General features: G+C 49.1%; 16 protein-coding genes. 9 read left to right on the top strand and 7 right to left on the bottom strand.

The annotated features are described in order from the left end of the window. Positions 1 to 108: 108 nt before the first annotated feature. From ACQY6Q_RS04295 to ACQY6Q_RS04285, 3 genes are all read right to left on the bottom strand, one after another. Complete coding sequence (locus tag ACQY6Q_RS04295; protein WP_427978273.1) at positions 109 to 1,767, bottom strand: AMP-binding protein; 1,659 nt, start codon at positions 1,765 to 1,767, stop codon at positions 109 to 111. Between the two features lie 365 nt (positions 1,768 to 2,132). Next, a complete protein-coding gene (locus tag ACQY6Q_RS04290; RefSeq protein WP_427978270.1) occupies positions 2,133 to 5,285 on the bottom strand; it encodes an efflux RND transporter permease subunit in 3,153 nt (1,050 codons plus the stop codon). A 14-nt stretch (positions 5,286 to 5,299) separates the two neighbouring features. Next, entirely contained in the window at positions 5,300 to 6,418 is a 1,119-nt protein-coding gene (locus ACQY6Q_RS04285; RefSeq protein ID WP_427978268.1) for an efflux RND transporter periplasmic adaptor subunit, read from the bottom strand. 363 nt (positions 6,419 to 6,781) lie between these two features. On the opposite strand from ACQY6Q_RS04285, the gene ACQY6Q_RS04280 reads away from it, so the two are divergent. The 7 genes from ACQY6Q_RS04280 (at position 6,782) to add (ending at position 13,715) form a co-directional block, all read left to right on the top strand. Next, positions 6,782 to 7,042 carry a DUF2960 domain-containing protein gene (locus tag ACQY6Q_RS04280; RefSeq protein WP_427978266.1) on the top strand — a complete coding sequence of 87 codons (261 nt, stop codon included), beginning with the start codon at positions 6,782 to 6,784 and terminating at the stop codon, positions 7,040 to 7,042. A gap of 89 nt (positions 7,043 to 7,131) precedes the next feature. Further along, positions 7,132 to 7,956: a nucleotidyltransferase domain-containing protein gene (locus ACQY6Q_RS04275; RefSeq protein WP_427978263.1), complete on the top strand. Its 825-nt coding sequence runs from the start codon at positions 7,132 to 7,134 to the stop codon at positions 7,954 to 7,956. Positions 7,957 to 8,166: 210 nt separating this feature from the next. After that, the gene (locus ACQY6Q_RS04270; protein WP_427978261.1) at positions 8,167 to 8,430 is read left to right on the top strand and encodes a CBU_0592 family membrane protein; all 264 of its coding nucleotides are present in this window, start codon (positions 8,167 to 8,169) and stop codon (positions 8,428 to 8,430) included. Between the two features lie 226 nt (positions 8,431 to 8,656). Next, positions 8,657 to 9,568 carry an AAA family ATPase gene (locus tag ACQY6Q_RS04265; RefSeq protein ID WP_427978258.1) on the top strand — a complete coding sequence of 304 codons (912 nt, stop codon included), beginning with the start codon at positions 8,657 to 8,659 and terminating at the stop codon, positions 9,566 to 9,568. 2 nt (positions 9,569 to 9,570) lie between these two features. Beyond that, entirely contained in the window at positions 9,571 to 10,551 is a 981-nt protein-coding gene (locus ACQY6Q_RS04260) for a DUF58 domain-containing protein (protein ID WP_427978256.1), read from the top strand. Beyond that, the gene (locus ACQY6Q_RS04255; RefSeq protein ID WP_427978254.1) at positions 10,548 to 12,449 is read left to right on the top strand and encodes a transglutaminase TgpA family protein; all 1,902 of its coding nucleotides are present in this window, start codon (positions 10,548 to 10,550) and stop codon (positions 12,447 to 12,449) included. Before ACQY6Q_RS04260 ends, ACQY6Q_RS04255 begins: the two co-directional genes overlap by 4 nt. Before the next feature lie 261 nt (positions 12,450 to 12,710). Further along, positions 12,711 to 13,715, top strand: a complete 1,005-nt coding sequence (add, locus tag ACQY6Q_RS04250; RefSeq protein WP_427978251.1) for an adenosine deaminase — start codon at positions 12,711 to 12,713, stop codon at positions 13,713 to 13,715. 31 nt (positions 13,716 to 13,746) lie between these two features. Here the strand turns inward: add and ACQY6Q_RS04245 are convergent, their stop codons facing one another. From ACQY6Q_RS04245 to ACQY6Q_RS04235, 3 genes are all read right to left on the bottom strand, one after another. Further along, on the bottom strand, positions 13,747 to 15,699 hold the full coding sequence (locus ACQY6Q_RS04245; protein WP_427978249.1) for a M48 family metallopeptidase: 1,953 nt from the start codon (positions 15,697 to 15,699) through the stop codon (positions 13,747 to 13,749). An 11-nt stretch (positions 15,700 to 15,710) separates the two neighbouring features. Beyond that, positions 15,711 to 16,304, bottom strand: a complete 594-nt coding sequence (locus tag ACQY6Q_RS04240; protein ID WP_427978247.1) for a LemA family protein — start codon at positions 16,302 to 16,304, stop codon at positions 15,711 to 15,713. A gap of 202 nt (positions 16,305 to 16,506) precedes the next feature. After that, positions 16,507 to 16,761, bottom strand: coding sequence for a TIGR02647 family protein (locus ACQY6Q_RS04235; RefSeq protein WP_427978244.1), 255 nt, complete (start codon positions 16,759 to 16,761; stop codon positions 16,507 to 16,509). 211 nt (positions 16,762 to 16,972) lie between these two features. Here ACQY6Q_RS04235 and ACQY6Q_RS04230 point away from each other — a divergent pair, with 211 nt between their 5' ends. After that, positions 16,973 to 17,566, top strand: coding sequence for a LysE family translocator (locus tag ACQY6Q_RS04230; protein ID WP_427978242.1), 594 nt, complete (start codon positions 16,973 to 16,975; stop codon positions 17,564 to 17,566). Between the two features lie 29 nt (positions 17,567 to 17,595). After that, complete coding sequence (locus ACQY6Q_RS04225; RefSeq protein ID WP_427978239.1) at positions 17,596 to 18,420, top strand: helix-turn-helix domain-containing protein; 825 nt, start codon at positions 17,596 to 17,598, stop codon at positions 18,418 to 18,420. Positions 18,421 to 18,482: 62 nt separating this feature from the next. Here ACQY6Q_RS04225 and ACQY6Q_RS04220 read toward each other — a convergent pair whose 3' ends face one another. After that, positions 18,483 to 19,676 (bottom strand): outer membrane protein transport protein, encoded by a 1,194-nt coding sequence (locus tag ACQY6Q_RS04220; protein WP_427978275.1) that lies wholly within the window; start codon positions 19,674 to 19,676, stop codon positions 18,483 to 18,485. Positions 19,677 to 19,684 lie beyond the last annotated feature (8 nt).

Below are 19,684 nucleotides of genomic sequence, written 5' to 3'. Positions count from 1 at the left end.
ACACTTTTTCTGCCGCAAATGCACGTGTCGCCCCAATCGCCGCTGATTTGGATTGGTGATATATCGAATTTGGACCTAGCCACTGGCTAGGTCCTTGTTTATGTGGGTTTAGCGTAATTCTCGGCGGAGGATTTTGCCCACATTACTCTTGGGTAATTCTTCGCGGTAGACGATTTCTTTGGGCATTTTGTAAGCGGTTAAGTGTTTACGGCAATGCTTTTTAATTTCATCTCTGGGCACTCGGGCGTCACATACCACAAATAGTCTTACCCGCTCGCCGGTAACATCATCGGGCACGCCCACCGCTGCGGCTTCTACAATGTGGCGGTGTAGGGTGGCAACCTCTTCAATTTCGTTAGGAAATACATTGAAGCCAGAAACCAAAATCATGTCTTTTTTGCGGTCTTCTACAAAGAAGTAGCCGTTTTCATCCATGCGGCCAATGTCGCCAGATTTTATCCAGCCGTCTTCGCTGAGTACATTGGCGGTTTCTTCGGGCTGCTTCCAATAGCCTTGCATCACCTGCGGGCCTTTTATCTCTAGCTCACCCACTTCACCTACATTTAGCTCTTGGCCTTGTTCATCAACAATGCGGATTTGGGTGCTGGGCATTGGCACTCCAATAGAAGCAATAAAGGATTGTTGTAGGTGGGTGCCAGCGGCCACTACTGGCGAACATTCGGTTAAGCCGTAGCCTTCAATAACGGGCATTTTGGTAAGCTCTTGCCATTGTTCGGCAATGTGTTTTTGGGTCGCCATGCCGCCGGCAATGGTGAAACGCGCTCTGGAAAAGTCTAACTGTTTAAAGCCTTCATGCTTAAGCAAACCGTTAAATAGGGTGTTTAAGCCGAAGATCATGGTAAACGGATACTTCTTTAAGTCGCTAACAAAACTGTCGAGATCACGTGGGTTGGTAATCAATAGGTTTTTGCCACCAATGTACAAGATGAACATCATGCTCACGGTATTGGCAAAAATATGGTACAGCGGCAGCGGTGTTACCGCGTGTTCTTTGTCGTAAAGCGTGCGAGGGCCAAAGTGGTAATACACTTGAATTACGTTGGTCAGTACATTGTAGTGGCTGAGCATGGCGCCTTTGGCTCGCCCGGTAGTGCCGCCAGTGTATTGTAAGTAGGCAATATCGTCGCCGGAAATGCTGGGCTTTTGGTAAGCCATGTTTTTGCCTTCGGTGAGGGCGCGCCGCATTGAAATGGCACCGGGTAGGTTGTATTTGGGCACCATTTTTTTCACATACTTCACCACAAAGTTAACCAAAGTGCGCCTATGCGCGGCTAGTTGGTCACCAATGCTAGTAAGAATAATGTGCTTCACCTGAGTCTGCTTAATCACTTGCTGCAAACTATTACCAAAGTTGGTGACGGCGACTACCGCTGTGGCTTCAGAGTCACACAGCTGGTGCTTTAGTTCTCTGGGGGTATATAAGGGGTTTACATTTACCACCACAAGGCCGGCACGTAGTGCACCATACAGGGCGATGGGGTATTGCAATAAATTGGGCATCATTAGCGCGATGCGCTCACCCTTTTGCATGCCTAGGTGTTGTAAATAGGCGGCAAAGGCTAGGGATTTTTGATCGAGCTGCTGGTAGGTGAGGCTGTGACCCATATTAACAAAGGCCACTTCTTGGGGGGCTCTTTGGCAACTGTGTTCAAACAATTCGAGTAGGTTTTCAAACTGTTCGGTGCTGATTTCAGCGGGTACATCCTCAGGATAACTTTTTAACCAAGGTTGGTCTGTTGAATTCATTATTTTTCCTCGCCAGCGACGGTTGTTTATTGTGTGAACGCTGCTGTTAGCCACGAAGCTGAGCCGTGCTGGGTTTGTTTATTTTTGCCCGCAAGATTAGCTGATTGGCAAGATAAACCCTAGCTCATTTTTTTAGTTCGTTGAGCTAAATCATTATCAAATTCTGGATATTGAATCATTTCAGAGATAAGCAGCTGATTTTAACGGTTGGTTGTGGCAAGCATTGGTTTAATTACTGTTGGAGTAACAGCAAAGTCGCGATTGCTTGCGTTAACCATGGCTTGTGTTTTAGGTGATAAATAGTGTACATGCAGCATATATTTAGCTCACCAAGCGCTAGCTTGGTGAGCTGGGTTAATTACGGTTTAGTCTTCTTCTATGTTTTGCAGCTTAGTTGAGCCACCGTGATGAATTTCTCGGCGACGCTGAATTAAGGCATAGAAGCCGGGGATCAGGAAGGTGCCCACTAATAGTACACAGAGTAGGCCGCCCACCAGTGAAATCCCCAGTGAGTTTTGGCTGATATGGCCTGCGCCACTGGCTAAAATTAGTGGGATCATGCCAAAAATGAATGACCATGAGGTCATGTTCACCGCTCTAAAGCGCAGCGTTCCTCCGCTGACAGCCGCTTGGTCGATGGGCATTTCATTATCTTCGCGCTGCATTCGAGCAAACTCGACGATCAAAATAGCGTTTTTCGCTGCCAGCGCAATCAGCAGCACCAGACCTATCTGAGCATACAAGTTCATTGGTAAACCAGCCGCCGCTAAGGCGAGGTAAGAGCCCAAGGTAGCCACCGGTACCACTAGAATAATCGCCAGAGGAATGGTCCAACTTTCGTATTGAGCCACCATAAACAGGTAAATAAATAGCAAGGCTAGGCCAAAGGCAAATACTGCTAGGTTGCCAGCTTGAATTTCTTGGTAGGCCATACCTGTCCACTCAAATTGATAGCCGTTGCTCAGCTCTTCGGCGGCGATGCGCTCCATCGCGGCAATGGCATCACCAGAGGAGTACCCCGGTGCGGGCTGCCCTTGTAAAATCGCGCTGCGATATAGGTTGTAGCGCCACGCTACATCGGGGGCAAACTGCTGTTCTATGCTCACTAGGGTACTCAGTGGCACCATATCGCCGCTGGCACTGCGTACATGAAATTGGCCTAAGTTATCTAGGCGGCTGCGGTATTCATCTTCAGCCTGCATGGTGACTCGGAAGCTTTTCCCGTAAAGGGTAAAGTCATTCACATACAAGGAGCCGAGGTTGGCTTGCAGGGTGGTGAATAAATCCCCCAGAGGGATCCCCAATTGTTTAGCCTTATTGCGGTCAATGTCGACATAATAATGCGGAACATCGGCGCGGAAGGTGCTAAAGGCACTGCCAATTTCTGGTGCGGCATTGGCTTTAATGGTGAGCTCTTGCATGGTTTTAGCCAATTCGCTGCGTGAGCGGCCTAAGCCGTCTTGCAATACAAACTCAAAGCCCGAGGCGGTGCCCATACCCGGAACCGCAGGGGGGCCAAAGGCGAAGATCACGGCATCTTGAATTTGGCGGTAAGCCTGCTGGTTAATCCGTTGACTAATCGCTGCGGCAGAGTGGTCCCCATCTAGCGCGTTACGCTCATCCCAGTGTTTCAGTTTAACAAACATGGTAGCCGCGTTAGATTGAATGGCGCCGGTGAGTAAGCCATAACCATTGGCAACGGTGGCGGCATCAACCCCCGGCTCTTGGCTAATAATCTGGTATACCCGTTTAGAGATGTCTGCGGTGCGGCTTAATGAAGCCGAGTCGGGTAGCTGTACGTTTACCAGTAATACCCCCTTGTCTTCTTGTGGCACAAAAGCCTTAGAGGTGTTGTGGTTCATCCATGCTACGGCGGCAATCGCCACCACGAAGAACACGATTAACATGGCACTGCGCCGCACCAGTACCGCGGCGGCTTGACCATAACGTTGGGTAATGGCGACTAAGCCACGGTTAAATAGCTGGAACCAACGGGCCTGTTTTTGTTTGCCGCGTTTAAGCACTAGCGAACAAATGGCGGGCGATAGGGTTAGGGCGTTAATCGATGAGATGACCACCGAAATACAGATAGTAATCGCGAATTGACGGTACATTACCCCGGTAATGCCGGGTAACATCGCTACCGGCAAGAATACCGCCAACAATACCAAGGTGGAGGAAACAATCGGGCCTGTTACCTCGCGCATTGCCTTTAAGGTGGCTTGGCGAGGGCTGAGTTCTGGATGGGCCGAGAGTTTACTGTCGACGTTTTCAATCACCAAAATGGCGTCGTCCACCACAATGCCGATGGCCAAAATTAAGCCAAATAAGGTGATGGTATTAATGGTAAAGCCGGTGGCTAACATGATCGCAAAGGTGCCGATCAACGAGACCGGAATCGCCACCACGGGGATTAGGGTAGAGCGCCAGTTACCTAAGAATAAGTAGGTAACTAGAATCACCAACAGCACCGCTTCAATCAGGGTTTTCACCACGCCTTTTACCGATTCGGCAACAAACAAGGTGGTATCGTAGGCGATGTCGTAGTCCATTTTTTCTGGCATGTTTTGCTTCAAACTTACCAGCAGTTGTTTCACGCCTTCGCCACTTTCTAGGGCGTTTGCGCCGGTTTGTAAGGACAAGATCACCGATACCGAAGGTTGCTCGCGGTATTCACCAAAGGCGGCATAACCACGTTTACCTAATTCTACCCGCGCTACGTCTTTTAAGTAGGTGCTAGAACCATCGGCGTTGGCCACCAACAGAATGTTTTCAAAGTCGGCGACGGTTTCTAAACGCCCTTTGGTGAGCAGGCTAAACTGTACTTCGTTGTTATTTTCGTAAGGTGGTGCGCCAATTGAGCCCACCGCCACTTGCACGTTTTGCTCGGCCAAGCTGTTACGAACATCGCTAGCGGTAAGGCCGAGGTTGGCCAGTTTTAGTGGATCTAGCCAGACGCGCATCGAGTATTCCGAAGAACTAATCACCCGCACATCGCTGATCCCTTGCACCCGCGCCAATTGGTCTTCGATGTTAAGGGTGACGTAGTTATTTAAGAAAGTATCGTCATAGTGCCCGTCTGGAGAGTAGAAGTTCAATACCATCAGTAGGTCGGGCGAGCGTTTGCGCACCGTTACACCCACTTGGCGAACCTCTGGCGGTAGCTTGGATTCGATTTGGGTGACCCGGTTTTGCACGTTGATTTGTGCCATGTCTGGGTCGGTACCAATGTCGAAGGTAACGGTGAGGCTATACGAGCCATCGTTGGCACTTTTGGAGTTCATGTACAGCATGTCTTCCACGCCATTCACCGAACTTTCAATCACCTCGGCTACCGCTTCTTCAACGGTTTCGGCGCTGGCACCGGTGTAGTTGGCCGATACACTCACCGATGGCGGGCTAATCTGGGGGTATTCAGCTACTGGTAATACGCTTAGGGCAATTGCACCGGCAAGCGATAACAGAATAGATATCACCAAGGCAAACTTGGGGCGTTGAATAAAAAAGCGACTTAGCATTCGACTATTCCTACTTAAGCTTGAGGTTCAACGATTTGCACCGCTGAGCCGTGACGTACCCGCTGTAAACCGGCACTTATCACCTGTTCATCGCCGCTTAAACCTTGATTAATCACCACGCCTTGTTCGATTACCGGACCCAAGCTTACATTTCTACGCTCTGCCTTGCCTTGCGCGTTCACAATCATTACGTATTCACCCTCAAGGTCACTTTGAACGGCGCGTCTTGGTATCACCTGAGCGGCCACTTGCTGGTGGCTACTAAGTTTAATTTCTACGTATTGGCCTGGTAGCAGTTGTTGCTGCGGATTAGCGAAGCGAGCGCTCAGTGCAATGGTGCCGGTTTGGCGGTCAATCCGGTTATCAATAAAGTCGAGTTGGCCCGCCAGGTTGTAGCTGCGCTGGTCACTAATTTGTAGCTCTACCCGGGCGGCTTGCTGGCTAGAATGCTGAGCTACTTGGTCGAGCCCCATGCTAAGGCGCTCGCGCTCAGAAATGCTAAAGCTGGCGCGGATCGGGTCTAGGCTCACTAAGTTGGTGAGTCGGCCACTATTGCTAGAGATTAAATCACCTTGGCTCACTTCGCTTTGGCCAATACGGCCAGTGAAAGGCGCCAGTACTTGAGTGTGTTTTAGGTCAACTAAGCTGGCGCTGAGTAGCGCTTCGGCGGCTTCTAATTGCGCTTCGCTAGAGAGTTTTTCGGCGGTGAGGCGATCAAATTCCGCTTGGCTGATATTTTTTTGCGGCAGCAAACTCTTGCCACGTTGCCAATTTAAGTTGGCGTTGGCGAGGGCCGATTTAGCTTTGGCCAGCTCAGCTTTGGCTTGAGCAACCGCAGCTTGGTAACGGGTGGGGTCGATTTCGTAGAGTAGTTGCCCTTGTTCTACCATTTGCCCATCTTCAAAGTGGCGAGCGATTAAGTAACCGCTAACTTGGGCGAGAATGTCTACGTCATTATAAGCTTCAATGCGACCGACAAATTGTTGAGCGGGCGCATAGTGAATAGTTTGTACGCTGGTGGTATTAACTAGGCTAGCAGGGACTTGGCTAGAGACCGACTCTGAAGGCTCACAAGCGATAAGTAGCGGCAATGCGAGTGCGACTGCCAGTATCTTAGGGCGGCTAAAAAACATGGATATCTATCCTCAAACTATACAAACAAGCTAAATAAAACAGCTCAAGAGCAACGTGAGCTCCATGCTGGATGTATAGTTGGCGGATGCTAACTAGCACGCGATCCTTGCGAAACGTCGTTTGACGCCGATTAAATTTTAGCAAATGCTAAAAATATGAAGCAAGGAATATACACGGTTATTGTCCTGATTACCCTCAGATATACCGAGGGTAATTTTCGGTAAAATCAAGCTAAAGCGAATCAAGTGAGGCGTAGTACTTTCGTCTAGGCTGAGTAATGGGTATTTGCTGTGAATAAACCACAGTAAGTTGAGCGAGTTTACTATATTATTTGCCGCTGTTATTGCATCTAGAGGTGGTTCATGGCTCGTCAGGTTAGTTACAAATTTAAAAATCAAACTAAGGTGATTAACTTCTCCTTCGATAAATATCATGACATTCACGAGGCGGTGGCTGCTGCTGAAGGCGTTGATATTAGTTCGTTTTTAGCCTTAGAAAAGCAGTTAGCGATGTCTACGCGGGACAAGGCTACCTTAAAAGAATATCGCGATAAGGCTTTTTTACAGATGGGCTTTAGCGAGATCCGTTTTTTGAAGGACGAAGAAAAGCAGGATAAGCAATAAATTCATGTTTTAGTGAGCATTTTTTTGCTTTGCTGCTGGTGTAGTAAGGGGTTTTACTTAAACTGAGGGCTGCAGTTTAAGGAAGCATTATGATGAATGAATCGGCACATTTTTTAGCTTTAGTAGATGAATTATCCACCCTGTCGCAAGTCGATGCCTTGTTATTAGCTGGGTCACGAGCCAGTGGTCTAGCTGATAGCCATTCCGATTATGATCTTTATGTCTATCTAAATGCTCCAGTGAGCCTAGCAAGCCGACAACAGATCCTCGATAAATATTGCCAGTATATAGAACTCAACAATCAGTTTTGGGAAACCGAAGACGATGCGGTATTACATGACGGCATAGAAGTAGAGTTAATTTATCGAGACTTTGATTTTCTCAGCCAACACTTACAGCAGTTGTTGCTGCACCATCAGGCCTCGGTGGGGTATAGCACTTGTATTTGGGCTAACTTGCTGAATTCAAAAATTCTTTATGATGCTAATGGCTTAGCCGGGCAACTGCAGCAGCGCTATAAGCTGGCTTATCCTCAAGCCCTACAGCAAGCCATTATCGATAAAAATCTGCCCTTGTTGTTAGAGCAAATTCCCGCTTATAGCCATCAGTTGGCTAAGGCCTTACAACGCCAAGATCGAGTCAGTTTAAATCATCGCTGCAGTGAGTATTTGGCCAGTTATTTCGATGTATTGTTTGCGCTTAATCAGCTGCCTCATCCCGGCGAAAAACGCATGTTGGATTACGCCGAAAGCCATTGTCTGCGCCGCCCGCAAGATCTCCGTAGTAATATCGAAGCTTTGCTAAGTGAAGTCGGCCAAGCTCAAGCTAGCTTACTTGAGCGAGTAAAAATACTCAGCCAAGGTTTATCTCAGTGCATTGAAGAGCATCCCGAGTTAGAGCTTCCCCGCATTTGAGCCTCTTGCTAGCGCTCGGCTTAGCTGACGGTTTTATTTGAATAAATAATCTGCATGCATCAGCGCGGTGTTTCTGGTAAATTACGCCCGCATTTTCGAATGCCGCTAACAAGCTGTCTCATGGAGCACTGTTGTACAGTTGAGAGCGTCCACCCCATGGATTGGGCCAGCAACTTGGACGACCTTTTTTTGCTTGTTAATGAGAAAGCTATGCAAAGTATTCTGGCAGACCTTGTTGGTCTTAGTGGTACCGCTCTAGTCGTAGGAGCGTTCTTCCTATTGCAGTTGGAGCGCCTAAATCCCAAAAAACTCACCTATAACCTAATGAATCTTAGCGGGGCCATCCTGTTATTGATTAGCCTGTGCATCAATTTTAATTTAGCCAGTTTTATTATTGAGCTATTTTGGATTGGGGCATCATTGGTGGGCATTGTGCGTTATTTCAAACGTGAGCCCGAGGCGAGCCTAAACTAGCTGATACGCTGAGTCACCCGGAGCGAGGTCGTTAGCCTCCCTCTGGGTTTAACCATCCTAGCCACTTCCCTCAGATTTTCGCCCGCTTGCGACTGAGCTGGTCAGCTCGATAGCCTTCAAGCTGCTAAGCTTAATAAAAACTGCAATTCTAAGGCACGGCAACAAAGCTATAAATTTGCTTGAAAGCTTTGTAAGCTGGCTGTTTCTCTTTGGGCTTTTTATATATATGAATCAAATAGATCCTCGCTTACAGGCGGTATGCCAACAGCTTGAACAACAGCTGCTAGGGAAAACTCAAGCGGTACGTTTAGCTTTAAGTTGTTTGTTGGCTGGCGGCCATTTGTTGATTGAAGACTTGCCCGGTGCAGGCAAAACCAGTTTGGCTAAATGGCTAGCGGCGGGTTTTGGCATGAGTTTTCAGCGGATCCAGTTTACTAGCGATTTGCTGCCCGCCGACATCATTGGCGTATCGGTATTTGAACAAGACAGCCAGCAATTTCGTTTTCATCCGGGGCCTATTTTTAATCATTTAGTGCTGGCCGATGAACTTAATCGCGCCAGCCCGCGCACTCAAAGTGCCTTGTTAGAAGCCATGGAAGAACAACAGGTGAGCACCGACGGCCAGCGTTATCCCTTAGCCGCGCCCTTCTTTGTGATTGCCACGCAAAATCCGCGTGAGCAGCTGGGCACTTTTGATTTGCCCGAATCACAACTAGACCGCTTTGCGATGCGCCTTAGCATTGGCTTTCCCGACTTAGATTCTGAAATGGCGATGTTGAAGCGCGGCAGTACCGAGAGCGCGCCGCAGTCCAGCCTTGATATGCAAGATGTACTAGCCTTGCAGCAACAGGTTCAGCACTTACATTGCAGTGATGCTTTATTAGCCTATTTACTGCGCTTGATTCATCGTAGCCGCGAGTTGGAAGGGCTAAACCCCTTATCGCCACGCTGTAGTTTAAGTTTGTTGTCTTGTGCCAAGGCTTGGGCCTTTTTACACAATAAAGGGCATGTATCACCGGAAGATTTGCAAGCGGTGTTTGTGGCGGTCAGTGCCCACCGCTTAGGTCGCGGCGATAGTGGCGAGGCCTACGCCAAGCAAATTTTGGCCGATGTAGACCCTTACCAAGATTTAGCTTAAGCATGATTAAAGCTGGCTTATCCCGATTAAAACAATGGCAGGGGCTGCGTTTTCAGGCTTGGTTGGCGCGGCGCATTCCAGCGGCCAAAAGCTTGCAGCTTAGCCGCAAGCAGCTATTTATTTTACCCACCGGTTTTGGTTGGTGGTTTTTGCTGACGCTATTGGTGATGTTAATCATGGGCAGCAATTATCAAAATAACTTGGTATTGGCCTTGGCCTTGTGGATGTTGGTGCTGTGGCTGATGTGCCTAGTGCTTTGCCATCAAAATCTCTCTGGTTTAGAGCTTAACCTAGTGCACGGCCCCGAGGGCCAGCTTGGCCAACCGCTACGCTTGTTATTATCGATGAAAAAATCTCGCGGCAAGCCGGTTCAGGCCTTGCGAGCGAAAATTAAACAGTGGCCACTGCAGCAGGCCAGCCAGTTTCTTGATGGCCAGCTGGCCTTAGATTTAGAGGTAAAACAGCGTGGCTACCAGCGCCTGCCTCGGGTCACGCTGTATAGCGTATTTCCCTTTGGTTTGTTTCGCTGCTGGACGGTGGCCGATTTTTGCTGCGATTTAATCGTTTATCCTCAGCCGCTAGCCGGCCACGCTTGTCCGGCTAAGGCGCAAACTGAGCAGCATGACATTGAGCACAGCCATAGCGACAGTTTGCAGCAGCATGAGTTTTCCGGTTTAAAAGCCTACCGCAGCGGTGAACGCAAAAGTCTGTTGGCTTGGAAGCAATTCGCGGCGGGGCGCGGCCTGCAAATTAAAACCTTTACTGGTAACCCGGCCCAAGGGCTGCATTTAAGCGACAGCTTATCGGCGGGTTTGGATTACGAGCAGCGTCTAGCGGTATTAGCATTTTGGGTTCGCCAGCTGGCCAAACAACAGCATAGCTTCAGCCTTAGAGTGAATGGCGAGCAACTGCCTATGGGGCAGGGCGAGCGGCATCAGCAACAGGCTTTACGTATGCTAGCAGGAGCACCGAAACGCTTATGACGGTGCTCAAGCTTTCCCATATTCGGCTGTCTTTGCTGTGCTATTTGGCCACCGCGCTCTTGCTATTGGGCCACGTGCCTTGGCTCTTAGTGCTGGTGGGGCTATTGGCTGGGAGCTGGCGAATTAGGGTGGTGAAGGGCTTAGCCACTTTGCCTAAGCCGCGCTGGGTAAAACTATTGCTGTTGGCGCTATTTTTACTGACTCTGTGGTTAAGCCGAGGCCTTGGTCTATTTGATAAGCTGGTGGCCTTAGTCATGCTGGGTTATAGCCTCAAATATATAGAGTTACATGTGCGCCGAGACATTGAAGTGTTTGTGCTCACCGGTTTGTTTTTGGTGGCGCTGTCCTTGGTGTTTTCTAGCCAGCCGCTGGCGGCTTTGTTAGCCTTGCTCGTTGCCTTTATCCACTTATTGCTGTTACTCAGTTTAGATATTCAATTGAACCGCGCTTGGGTTAAGCAACTGGCGTTGTGGCTGCTGGGATTAGCACCGCTAGCTCTGGCCTTATTTGTATTGGCTCCGCGCTTGCCGCCACTGTGGCAAATGCCCAACCCCAGCAGTGCCCAAACTGGCTTATCTGAAGAAATTAGGCCCGGTGACATTAGTCAACTAATTCGCTCCGATAAGCTAGTGTTTCGAGCCGAGTTTGCTAAGCCAATGGCCAACCAGCAGCTATATTGGCGAGCGATGGTATTGGATCAGTTTGATGGAGAGCGTTGGCGGCGCAGTGAGTTGGCGCAGCAGCCCCAACGCTTTGAACCCGCGTCGGCTGAGCCAGTGAACCAATATCAAGTACTTGTAGAACCCGCCGAAGGGGCATGGTTGGCCAGCTTAAACCCGAGTAGCTTAACTGCTGGGAGTGGCCAGTATTTTGCCGATAAAAGCTGGCAGCGCCGCCAAGACAATTTTACCCGTCAGCTGTTTCAGTTCGACTATTTGCCAGCGCCATCAAGTGAGGCGAGCAATGCTGCGCAATTAACTCTGGCCAAGCAACTACCGGCGCAGCTGCCCGCGACCATTGTGGAGTTAGCCGAGGATTTACAGCAGGGTTTAGATCGCTCTGCCAGTGATTATGCTCAGCGTTATTTAGCTCAGTTAGAGCAATGGTTTATGGCGCGGCCTTTCAGTTACACCCTTAATCCGCCGGCCTATCCGGGGCTTCGCGGCATAGCGAGTTTTTTGTTTGAGCAGCAGCGCGGCTTTTGTGTGCACTACGCGCAGAGCGTAGTGGTAATGGCGCGTTTGCAGGGGATCCCCGCGCGCATGGTGGCAGGTTACCTAGGTGGAGAATGGGAGCAAAGCGATCAACTGTTGGCGGTGCGTAATTACGATGCCCATGCTTGGTTAGAGTTTTGGAACGGCCAAGCATGGCAGCGGCTTGACCCCACCGCATGGATAGCGCCAGACCGAGTGGAAAACAGCCTGCAACAAAGCCAGTCTACCGCCGAACAATGGCGAAACTTAAATGGTTGGGGAAAGCGTTTTTGGTATACCGAAGGCATGAGCCGCTTGCGCTATTGGTTTGCTCAAGCGGACTATTGGTGGGCTAGGTGGGTGCTTAACTTTGACCAACAACGCCAGTTGCGTTTGTTTGCCAGTTTAATGGCATGGTTGCCGGGCAGTTCCATGTTAATGCTAAGCGCCAGCATGTTGTTCTTGGGCATAGTCGTTACCGCCCTATTGTTTGCCAAACCGTGGCGTTGGCGCTTGCCGGCTAAACCGGTATTGGCGCTGCGTTGGCAACTCTGGCTATTAGCCCGTTATCGCTTGAGGCGCCAAGCCGGTGAAACCTTAAGTGCTTTTGTGCAACGGGTGGAGTGCCAAGCCCCCAAGCGTGCAGCCGCGCTTAAACAAGCGGTAGATGGCTATCAACAAGCCCAATATCACCCTTCGAAATAGTGCAGCCTTGGCTGAGTTTGCTGGCAAAGCCTCTGGCAAGCCAAGAGCAGTCTCGTTCAGTTGTTGTATGCCGAACCAAGTTTTAGTGCGCTGTTTATGCTTGGTATTTTAAAAATACCAACATATTTGGCTAAGATTATAAACTAGCCCTTAAGTTATTGGATAAAGTCGGATTTATTTGGCCTTTCTGATTTGGAACATGGGCGCTTGCTCACTACACTTGAGCGCTCAAAATAAAGACAAGAATAAGCAGGAGTCGCTATGTTAAGACAATTCCCAGTAACCGATTTACATCGTCATCTCGATGGTAATATTCGCGCCGAAACCATTTTGGAACTGGGCAGGAAGTTTAATGTAGCCTTGCCTGCAACTGATCTAGCAGGCTTGATCCCGCATGTGCAAATCACCAAGCAAGAGCCTAATTTGGTGGCCTTTCTCTCTAAGTTAGATTGGGGGGTGAAGGTATTAGGTGATTACGATGCCTGCGTTCGCGTGGCCGAGGAAAACGTGGCTGATTTACAGCGCGCCAATATTGATTACGCCGAGCTACGTTTTAGCCCCGGTTACATGGCAATGAGCCATCAACTCAAGCCCGAAGGGGTGGTTGAGGCGGTGATCGAAGGGGTTCGTCGTGGCATGGCAAAGTATGATGTACAGGTGAACCTTATCGGTATTATGAGCCGTTCTTTTGGTCAGCAGCGTTGTAGCGAAGAGCTGGCCGCCTGTATTGCGTTTCGTGATCAAATTGTGGCAATGGATTTAGCGGGGGATGAACTTGGCAAACCCGGCGAGCTGTTTGTAGAACATTTTGCCCGTGCTCGTGACGCGGGGTTTGCTATTACGGTACACGCCGGTGAGGCCGCGGGTGCCGAGAGTGTTTGGCAGGCGATTCGTGAGTTGGGTGCTACTCGAATTGGTCATGGGGTGAAGATTGCCGACGACCCTAAATTGATGGACTATGTGGCTAAACATAAGATTGGTGTAGAGTCGTGTCTGTCTTCTAACTTCCAAACCAATACTACGCCTGATCTTAGTCAGCATCCGCTGAAGCAATTTTTAGCCCATGGTATTCGTGCCAGCTTAAATACCGACGACCCGGGTGTGTCTGCCATCGACTTGCCCAATGAATACCAAATTGCTCGCGAAGTATTGGGTTTTGCTGATGAGCAGATTGCTCAACTACAAAGTAATGGCTTGAAAATGGCCTTCATCAGTGAAAAAGCGCGCCAGAGCCTACGTGAAAAAGCGGTTAAGCGAGCGCTTTAACGCGCCATTCATAGCACTAGCCGATTAAGCTTTAATGGTCTGGTGCTATTTCCATTTTTAGTTGCGGACTGGGGCAATCCATCACCGCGGCGATACAACGGATCATCTCATATTCAGCAACGGTTAGTTGTTTATCTAAACTAACGCAGGCGGCCAGCGCTCGTAATACTCGCTGCTTAATTGGCGGGTGGGCATTGGCCAGCTGTTTCACTGCCGGGCCAAAATGTTCAACTTGGCACTGCGCTTTGGGTAATTGGCGCAGCGTATACAAGCCGATACTGTTAGCGCCAATGCCAAAGGCGCGTTGGATCTTGCTGTCATCATCATGTCCAGCATAGGCGAGGCTCGACAGCACAATATTAAAGTGCTGGGCAATCTCAGGAATGCTGCTGTATAGCGCTTTACTGTGGGCTAGGGTTTCAAACTGCGCAGCCAAGTAATGTTTCACTAAGTGATACAGACACCATTCGTAACGATCTACTTGTTGATCGGCTTTAATTAGCTTACGTAAATTTTCCATTAAGTTTTGGTATTGCGGTTTGGATAGCTGTTTTAAGGCGGGAAACGACAGCTCTAATAAGGGCAGGCGATAAGATCTATCCAGCGTGGCTAGCCACTGCCACGCTTGCTTAATTTCATTCAGGTCGACGGTTTGCTGGGCCGGGGCTTGGATAAGTGCCAATTGCTGCTGGCGTAACTCGGCCTGCTCACTTAATAACAGTGCATAGACTACGTTCACTGCACCGCTGGGTTCGTGGGCCAGCGTTAATAAGCCCTGCGGTAATTGGGCCAGTTCTTGGGCCACCGTGCTGGCATTATTTGACAGTGAAAACGAAGCCGTGCTTGATGGGCTGTCTGAGGCCAGCGCCGCCCCTGCGGCGGCAGCGGCCAAAAAGGTCGATTGCTGTTGCTCGCGGCTGGGTTCGCTAGCTTGGTAGGCGCGCGCATAGACAGGCTGGGCGCGATGCTTGATTTGCCTTTTGATCACTTGACCATCCCAGCTAGGTTGCAAACGTTTGATGCGTTCATCTAGCGGCGGGTGGCTGGCAAAGAAGCTGCCTAAACGCCTAGCGTTACCAATAAACATATGGCTGGCTTCTTGGCTGAGCGGCGAGCGTAAGCCCGAACCGGCTTCATAGCCGGCGATAATTTTAAGTGCATCGGCAATGCCCTTGGGATTACGGGTAAATTGTACCGCGGAGGCGTCGGCTAGGTATTCGCGTTGGCGGCTAATCGCCGCTTTAATCATGTTGGCAAAAAACACCCCCAACCAACCAAGTACTAATAGACCTAGGCCAAGTGCGGCGACTCGGCCATCGTTATTGCGCCGACTAGAGCGTGAATAAGCACGATGGCGTTGGCTATACAGTACAAATTCGCCGATGTTGGAAATAAACACGATGCCGCTGAGCAGCGCAATCAGTTGCATGTTGAGGCGCATATCGCCGTTTAAAATATGGCTGAACTCATGAGCCACCACGCCTTGTAGTTGGTCTCGGTTGAGCTGCTCTAGGGCGCCCTGAGTAATGCCAATCACTGCATCGGCCGGAGTATGGCCAGCGGCAAAGGCGTTAATGCCAAGTTCATCTTTGAGCAGGTAGACTGGCGGCACCGGCATGCCAGAGGCGATGGCCATTTCTTCCACCACATTTAAAATCTGCCGTTGTTCCGCTTGTTCGGTATTGGTTAATAGTACTTGTCCGCCTAAAGACTCGGCCAAGCGTCGCCCGCCATCACGTAATTGATACCATTTGTAGGCGATGGCACAGCCGATTACGCCGCTCATCAATAGACTCACTATTAAGACTTGCGAGGTAGAAAAAAGTTGCTGCAAGCTTAAGGGGGCTTGTTGATTAAAAAACCATAGGGTGGCGGCAATCAGCAGGTTGCTTAGGCCAATGATCATGATCACCGCCACAATGAACAGCAACAATAAGTACTTGCTGTTGCGCCGTGCCAGTTCCTGTTGCTGAAAAAAGTTCATTGTTTAAGGAATTAAAAAGACACTTTAGGCGCGCTTTGGATCTGTTCACTATCGGCGAATTCTAATAATTCGGCGTTTTTGTTATGACCAAATTGTGCGGCAAAAAACACCGGCGGAAAGGACTGTCGGTAGCTATTGTAATCGGTGACGGCATCGTTGAAGGCCTGACGAGCAAACGCCACTCGATTCTCGGTGCTGGTAAGCTCTTCGCTTAGTTGTGCCATGTTTTGGTTGGCTTTTAAGTCGGGGTAATTTTCCATCACGATATTGAGTTTACTCATGGCGCCTTGCAGTATTCCTTCTGCGCTGGCTAATTGAGTTAGGGCACTACCACTGGGGTCACTGGCGGCGGCTTTAAGTAGGGCGCTGGCATCATTTCGAGCGCTAATCACTGCTTCGAGGGTTTCTCGCTCATGGCTCATGTAGGCTTTGGCGGTTTCAACTAAATTGGGGATCAGGTCATAGCGGCGTTTTAACTGTACTTCTATTTGGGCGAAGCCATTTTGGTAACGATTACGCAGGTTAACTAGGCGGTTGAATATGCCAACAATATAAAAAATAACGGCAACCACTAACAGTAAGATAATGATTAGTGAAATGGGCATGGTAGTGATCCTTTACTTACCAAAGAGTTAATAAAAGCATAATACGGATTTAATGGCAGATTACTATGTGTGGCTTAGGGGATTATCAGTAAAAGATGAGCGGCTTAGCATTATCGCGATGATGGGGAGTGCTAACTAAACAGTGCAGGGGCGTGAGATAAAAAAACCAAGAGCTAGGCTCTTGGTTTGCAATTAAGTCACTTTAAGCTGAAACGTGTTCTGGCTTGGTAGACAATACCGCTAATAATTTTTGTGCATGTTCGGCCACTTCTATGCCTAAGTCGGTGAGATAGCCGCCATCGGTTTGGGTGCTTAATCCCTTATCAAATAAGCTTTGTGCCGCCGCTATCAGCTCGGGGGCGGCGTCTTGGTGAACTTTAATCCCAGTTTGTAAACTGCTCAGGTCAAATTGCAGTAGTAAGTTAAGTTCGGCGATAGTGGCAGGAGTAAATTTCATCGGACCATCCTTTTTTGTTTTTGTTGTCTCCACATTAGAAATTCGGCTGCACTTGCGCAAGCCTTAGGGTTGAGAACTGCTAGCTTACGCACTGTTTTATGCGCGCAGGACATTTTGCCGCAGACTTGCTATGACGTAGCGCAATTTTGTTCAATAAACTCAGCGTAAAGCCACCTATAGTGAAGACTTTAAATGTATTGGGGAATGGCCTTTGAGTGTAATTATATCGATGTTGATCTTTGCTTTAATTGGCGCTATTTCACCGGGTCCGGTGAATATTATTGCCAGTAGTGCTTCCGCCAACTTTGGTTTTCGTCAAGCGCTGCCCCATGTGGTGGGGGCCAGCCTTTGTTATTGCTTGGTGGTATTTACAGCGGGCTTAGCGCTTAATCTGACCTTAGATGTATTACCCGCCTTGACTCATCTATTGCAATATTTGGGAGCGGCATTTCTCTTATACATGGCGCTAAAAATTGCTTCGGCTCCCTTGCGTTTGCCGGGGCAACAAAGTTTGGCTAAGCCCCCTAGTTTTTGGCAGGGGGTATTGGCTCAGGGTTTAAACCCCAAAGCGTGGTTAGTGGCTATGTCTGGAGTGAGTTTGTTTGTTGCGCCACAGCAGCAAGCGGAATTTTATTTGTTGGTATTTTGTCTGATCTCTCTTATGGTTTGCTTAGTGGGGGTGGGCACATGGGCCGCTATTGGCTCGCTGATTTCTGGCTATTTGGACTCGGCGTTACGGCTGCGGGTGTTTAATTGCTCTATGGCGGTCCTGTTAGCCGGTTCGGTACTATCGCTGTTTATTTAATTGGGTTTGGCTTAAACATGGGGTTAACTATGAGCAACAATGCAAAACACCTGTTTAAACGCTTTGAACAGCTTCCTTTTATGGAGCTACGTCAGGTTCAGCTTTCGTCTGCTTGTTATCATAGCCATGCACATGACGAATTTTCTTTTGGGGTGATCGATGCTGGCCAAGCCGTGTATAAAAACCAGACTCAGCAACACTCTATTGGTCAAGGACTAAGCGTCACCATTAACCCTGGTGATGTTCACTCCTGCAATCCCAAACAAGGGCATTGGTCTTACCGAATGCTGTTTGTAGAAAGCGCCTGGGTGGGGCAATTGCAGCAAGAAATGTTGGCTTGTCCAGCCAGCGATTACTTAGCTTTTGAGCGTCAGCTAGTTAGCGACAAACAAACTTATGCCCTGCTAAATCAGCTGTTTTTAAAGATTCAACTAGAGCAAAATCCGCTGGAACAAGAGAGCCTGTTGTTGGCGTTTTTTGAGCAACAATTTGCCAGCCAACAGCGTTTTCGCAGCGATGTCAGCAGTGTGGCCAAACCCCAATTGCAGCGAGTCAGAGAGTGTATACAAGATCAATTGCAGCACAATCTTAGCTTAAGTGAGTTGGCAGCAGTAGCAGGGCTAAGTCGTTATCACTTGGTGAGAAGCTTTAAGCAAGTTTATGGTTTATCGCCCCATGCTTTTCAGCTTAACCAGCGCATTAATCGAGCTAAAGGCTTATTGCGAGAGGGCAGTAGCATTGTCGATACCGCTAATCAGCTAGGGTTTGCTGACCAAAGTCATTTTCAACGAAATTTCAAGAAGCGTATTGCACTTACGCCAAGGCAGTATCAAGCCTGTTTTGCTTCTGCTTAGTGCAGCGGCGGGTTTAGAAGCATAGGAGAAAAGCTCGTGGCGGGCGGCCACGAGCCAAGTTTTTAGAACAAGTAGCTGTACTGCATCGAGTAGTAAATCGCGTCGGAGCGAGTATGGCCAACCACTTCACCAATTAGAGGAATGGCACTGCTTTCACGCACTTCCACATCTTGTCCGCGTACGAAGCCAAGACCAACATCGATGCTCGAATGTTTGTTGATGTAGTAACTTGCACCTACGGTATACCAGTTGCGGTCTGAATCAGGTATTGATAACGAACTGACTTCGTCCACCACACCTTTGTCGTGCATGTAACCGGCACGTATTGCCCAGTTTTGGCTTAGCTGATAGGTGGCACCCACGCTAAATAACCATGAGTTTTTCCACTGGTAGCTTTTTACGTTTTGTTCCGGTTGAGAGCCGGTAACGGTAATGTGGTCGAAGTCGCTCCAGCTGGTGTGCTGAGCGGTATAGTGTACCGCCCATTGGTGGTTTAGCTCATGATAACCAGCAATTTGGAAAATATTCGGTAGTGGAATATGGATGTCATCGTAAGACTGGCCTTGGTACTCCACTTTGCCAGCCGCTTTAAAGCTTGGGCTAACCCGGTAGCTCACGCCTAAACGGTTTTTGTCGTTAATCTCATAAGTGGCACCAATAATGCCGCCCAGCGCCCAGCCGTCGGCTTCCACATCAACCAGTTTACTTTGAACACCAGAGCCACCAATAATTTCACCTTGGCGGCTGAGTGAGCCTTGACCATAAATAAGGTCTACCCCGGCGCCAATGCTGAACTGCTGATTAATGCGATAAGACATACTCACATTAAAGGTAGAGGTGATCACTTCGGTATTGCCAAACAAGTCCACTGGCGTGACTGGCGCGCCGCTGTTGTTGAGTTCGCTAATATCGGTGCCAGTACCAAAGTTACTGAAGGCGCCTACACCAACGGCAAAGTCATTATTGATCGGGTGAATGTAATAAATATTAGGGATGACTTTGTCGCCTGCTGCATCGCCGATGCTGCCATAGTCAATTGGCCCATAACTCACATCTTTAATGGTGACGTCTACATCGGTATATACAAGACCTAGTGACAACGCTTGTTGGTTAAACATCGCCATAGCTGCAGGGTTACGCGCTAATACCGAAGCATTGTCGGCAATTACCGCATCCCCAGAGAAGGCGCGTCCGATGCCGGTGGCTGACTGGCTGTTAACCTGAAAGCCGGCGGCTAGGCTGTGGCCGCTGAGCATGGTAGCGC

The sequence above is a fragment of the Agarivorans sp. genome (genome assembly GCF_050295395.1).
Classification (GTDB): domain Bacteria; phylum Pseudomonadota; class Gammaproteobacteria; order Enterobacterales; family Celerinatantimonadaceae; genus Agarivorans.
Note: the sequence above shows the minus strand (reverse complement) of the source record. Positions and strands in the feature narration are given on the sequence as shown.

Bases quoted from the DNA above. Each gene is read 5' to 3' on its own strand.
- ACQY6Q_RS04295 (WP_427978273.1), bottom strand. From the start codon at position 1,767: ATGAATTCAACAGACCAACCTTGGTTAAAAAGTTATCCTGAGGATGTA.
- ACQY6Q_RS04290 (WP_427978270.1), bottom strand. From the start codon at position 5,285: ATGCTAAGTCGCTTTTTTATTCAACGCCCCAAGTTTGCCTTGGTGATA.
- ACQY6Q_RS04285 (WP_427978268.1), bottom strand. From the start codon at position 6,418: ATGTTTTTTAGCCGCCCTAAGATACTGGCAGTCGCACTCGCATTGCCG.
- ACQY6Q_RS04280 (WP_427978266.1), top strand. From the start codon at position 6,782: ATGGCTCGTCAGGTTAGTTACAAATTTAAAAATCAAACTAAGGTGATT.
- ACQY6Q_RS04275 (WP_427978263.1), top strand. From the start codon at position 7,132: ATGATGAATGAATCGGCACATTTTTTAGCTTTAGTAGATGAATTATCC.
- ACQY6Q_RS04270 (WP_427978261.1), top strand. From the start codon at position 8,167: ATGCAAAGTATTCTGGCAGACCTTGTTGGTCTTAGTGGTACCGCTCTA.
- ACQY6Q_RS04265 (WP_427978258.1), top strand. From the start codon at position 8,657: ATGAATCAAATAGATCCTCGCTTACAGGCGGTATGCCAACAGCTTGAA.
- ACQY6Q_RS04260 (WP_427978256.1), top strand. From the start codon at position 9,571: ATGATTAAAGCTGGCTTATCCCGATTAAAACAATGGCAGGGGCTGCGT.
- ACQY6Q_RS04255 (WP_427978254.1), top strand. From the start codon at position 10,548: ATGACGGTGCTCAAGCTTTCCCATATTCGGCTGTCTTTGCTGTGCTAT.
- add (WP_427978251.1), top strand. From the start codon at position 12,711: ATGTTAAGACAATTCCCAGTAACCGATTTACATCGTCATCTCGATGGT.
- ACQY6Q_RS04245 (WP_427978249.1), bottom strand. From the start codon at position 15,699: ATGAACTTTTTTCAGCAACAGGAACTGGCACGGCGCAACAGCAAGTAC.
- ACQY6Q_RS04240 (WP_427978247.1), bottom strand. From the start codon at position 16,304: ATGCCCATTTCACTAATCATTATCTTACTGTTAGTGGTTGCCGTTATT.
- ACQY6Q_RS04235 (WP_427978244.1), bottom strand. From the start codon at position 16,761: ATGAAATTTACTCCTGCCACTATCGCCGAACTTAACTTACTACTGCAA.
- ACQY6Q_RS04225 (WP_427978239.1), top strand. From the start codon at position 17,596: ATGAGCAACAATGCAAAACACCTGTTTAAACGCTTTGAACAGCTTCCT.
- ACQY6Q_RS04220 (WP_427978275.1), bottom strand. From the start codon at position 19,676: ATGCTCAGCGGCCACAGCCTAGCCGCCGGCTTTCAGGTTAACAGCCAG.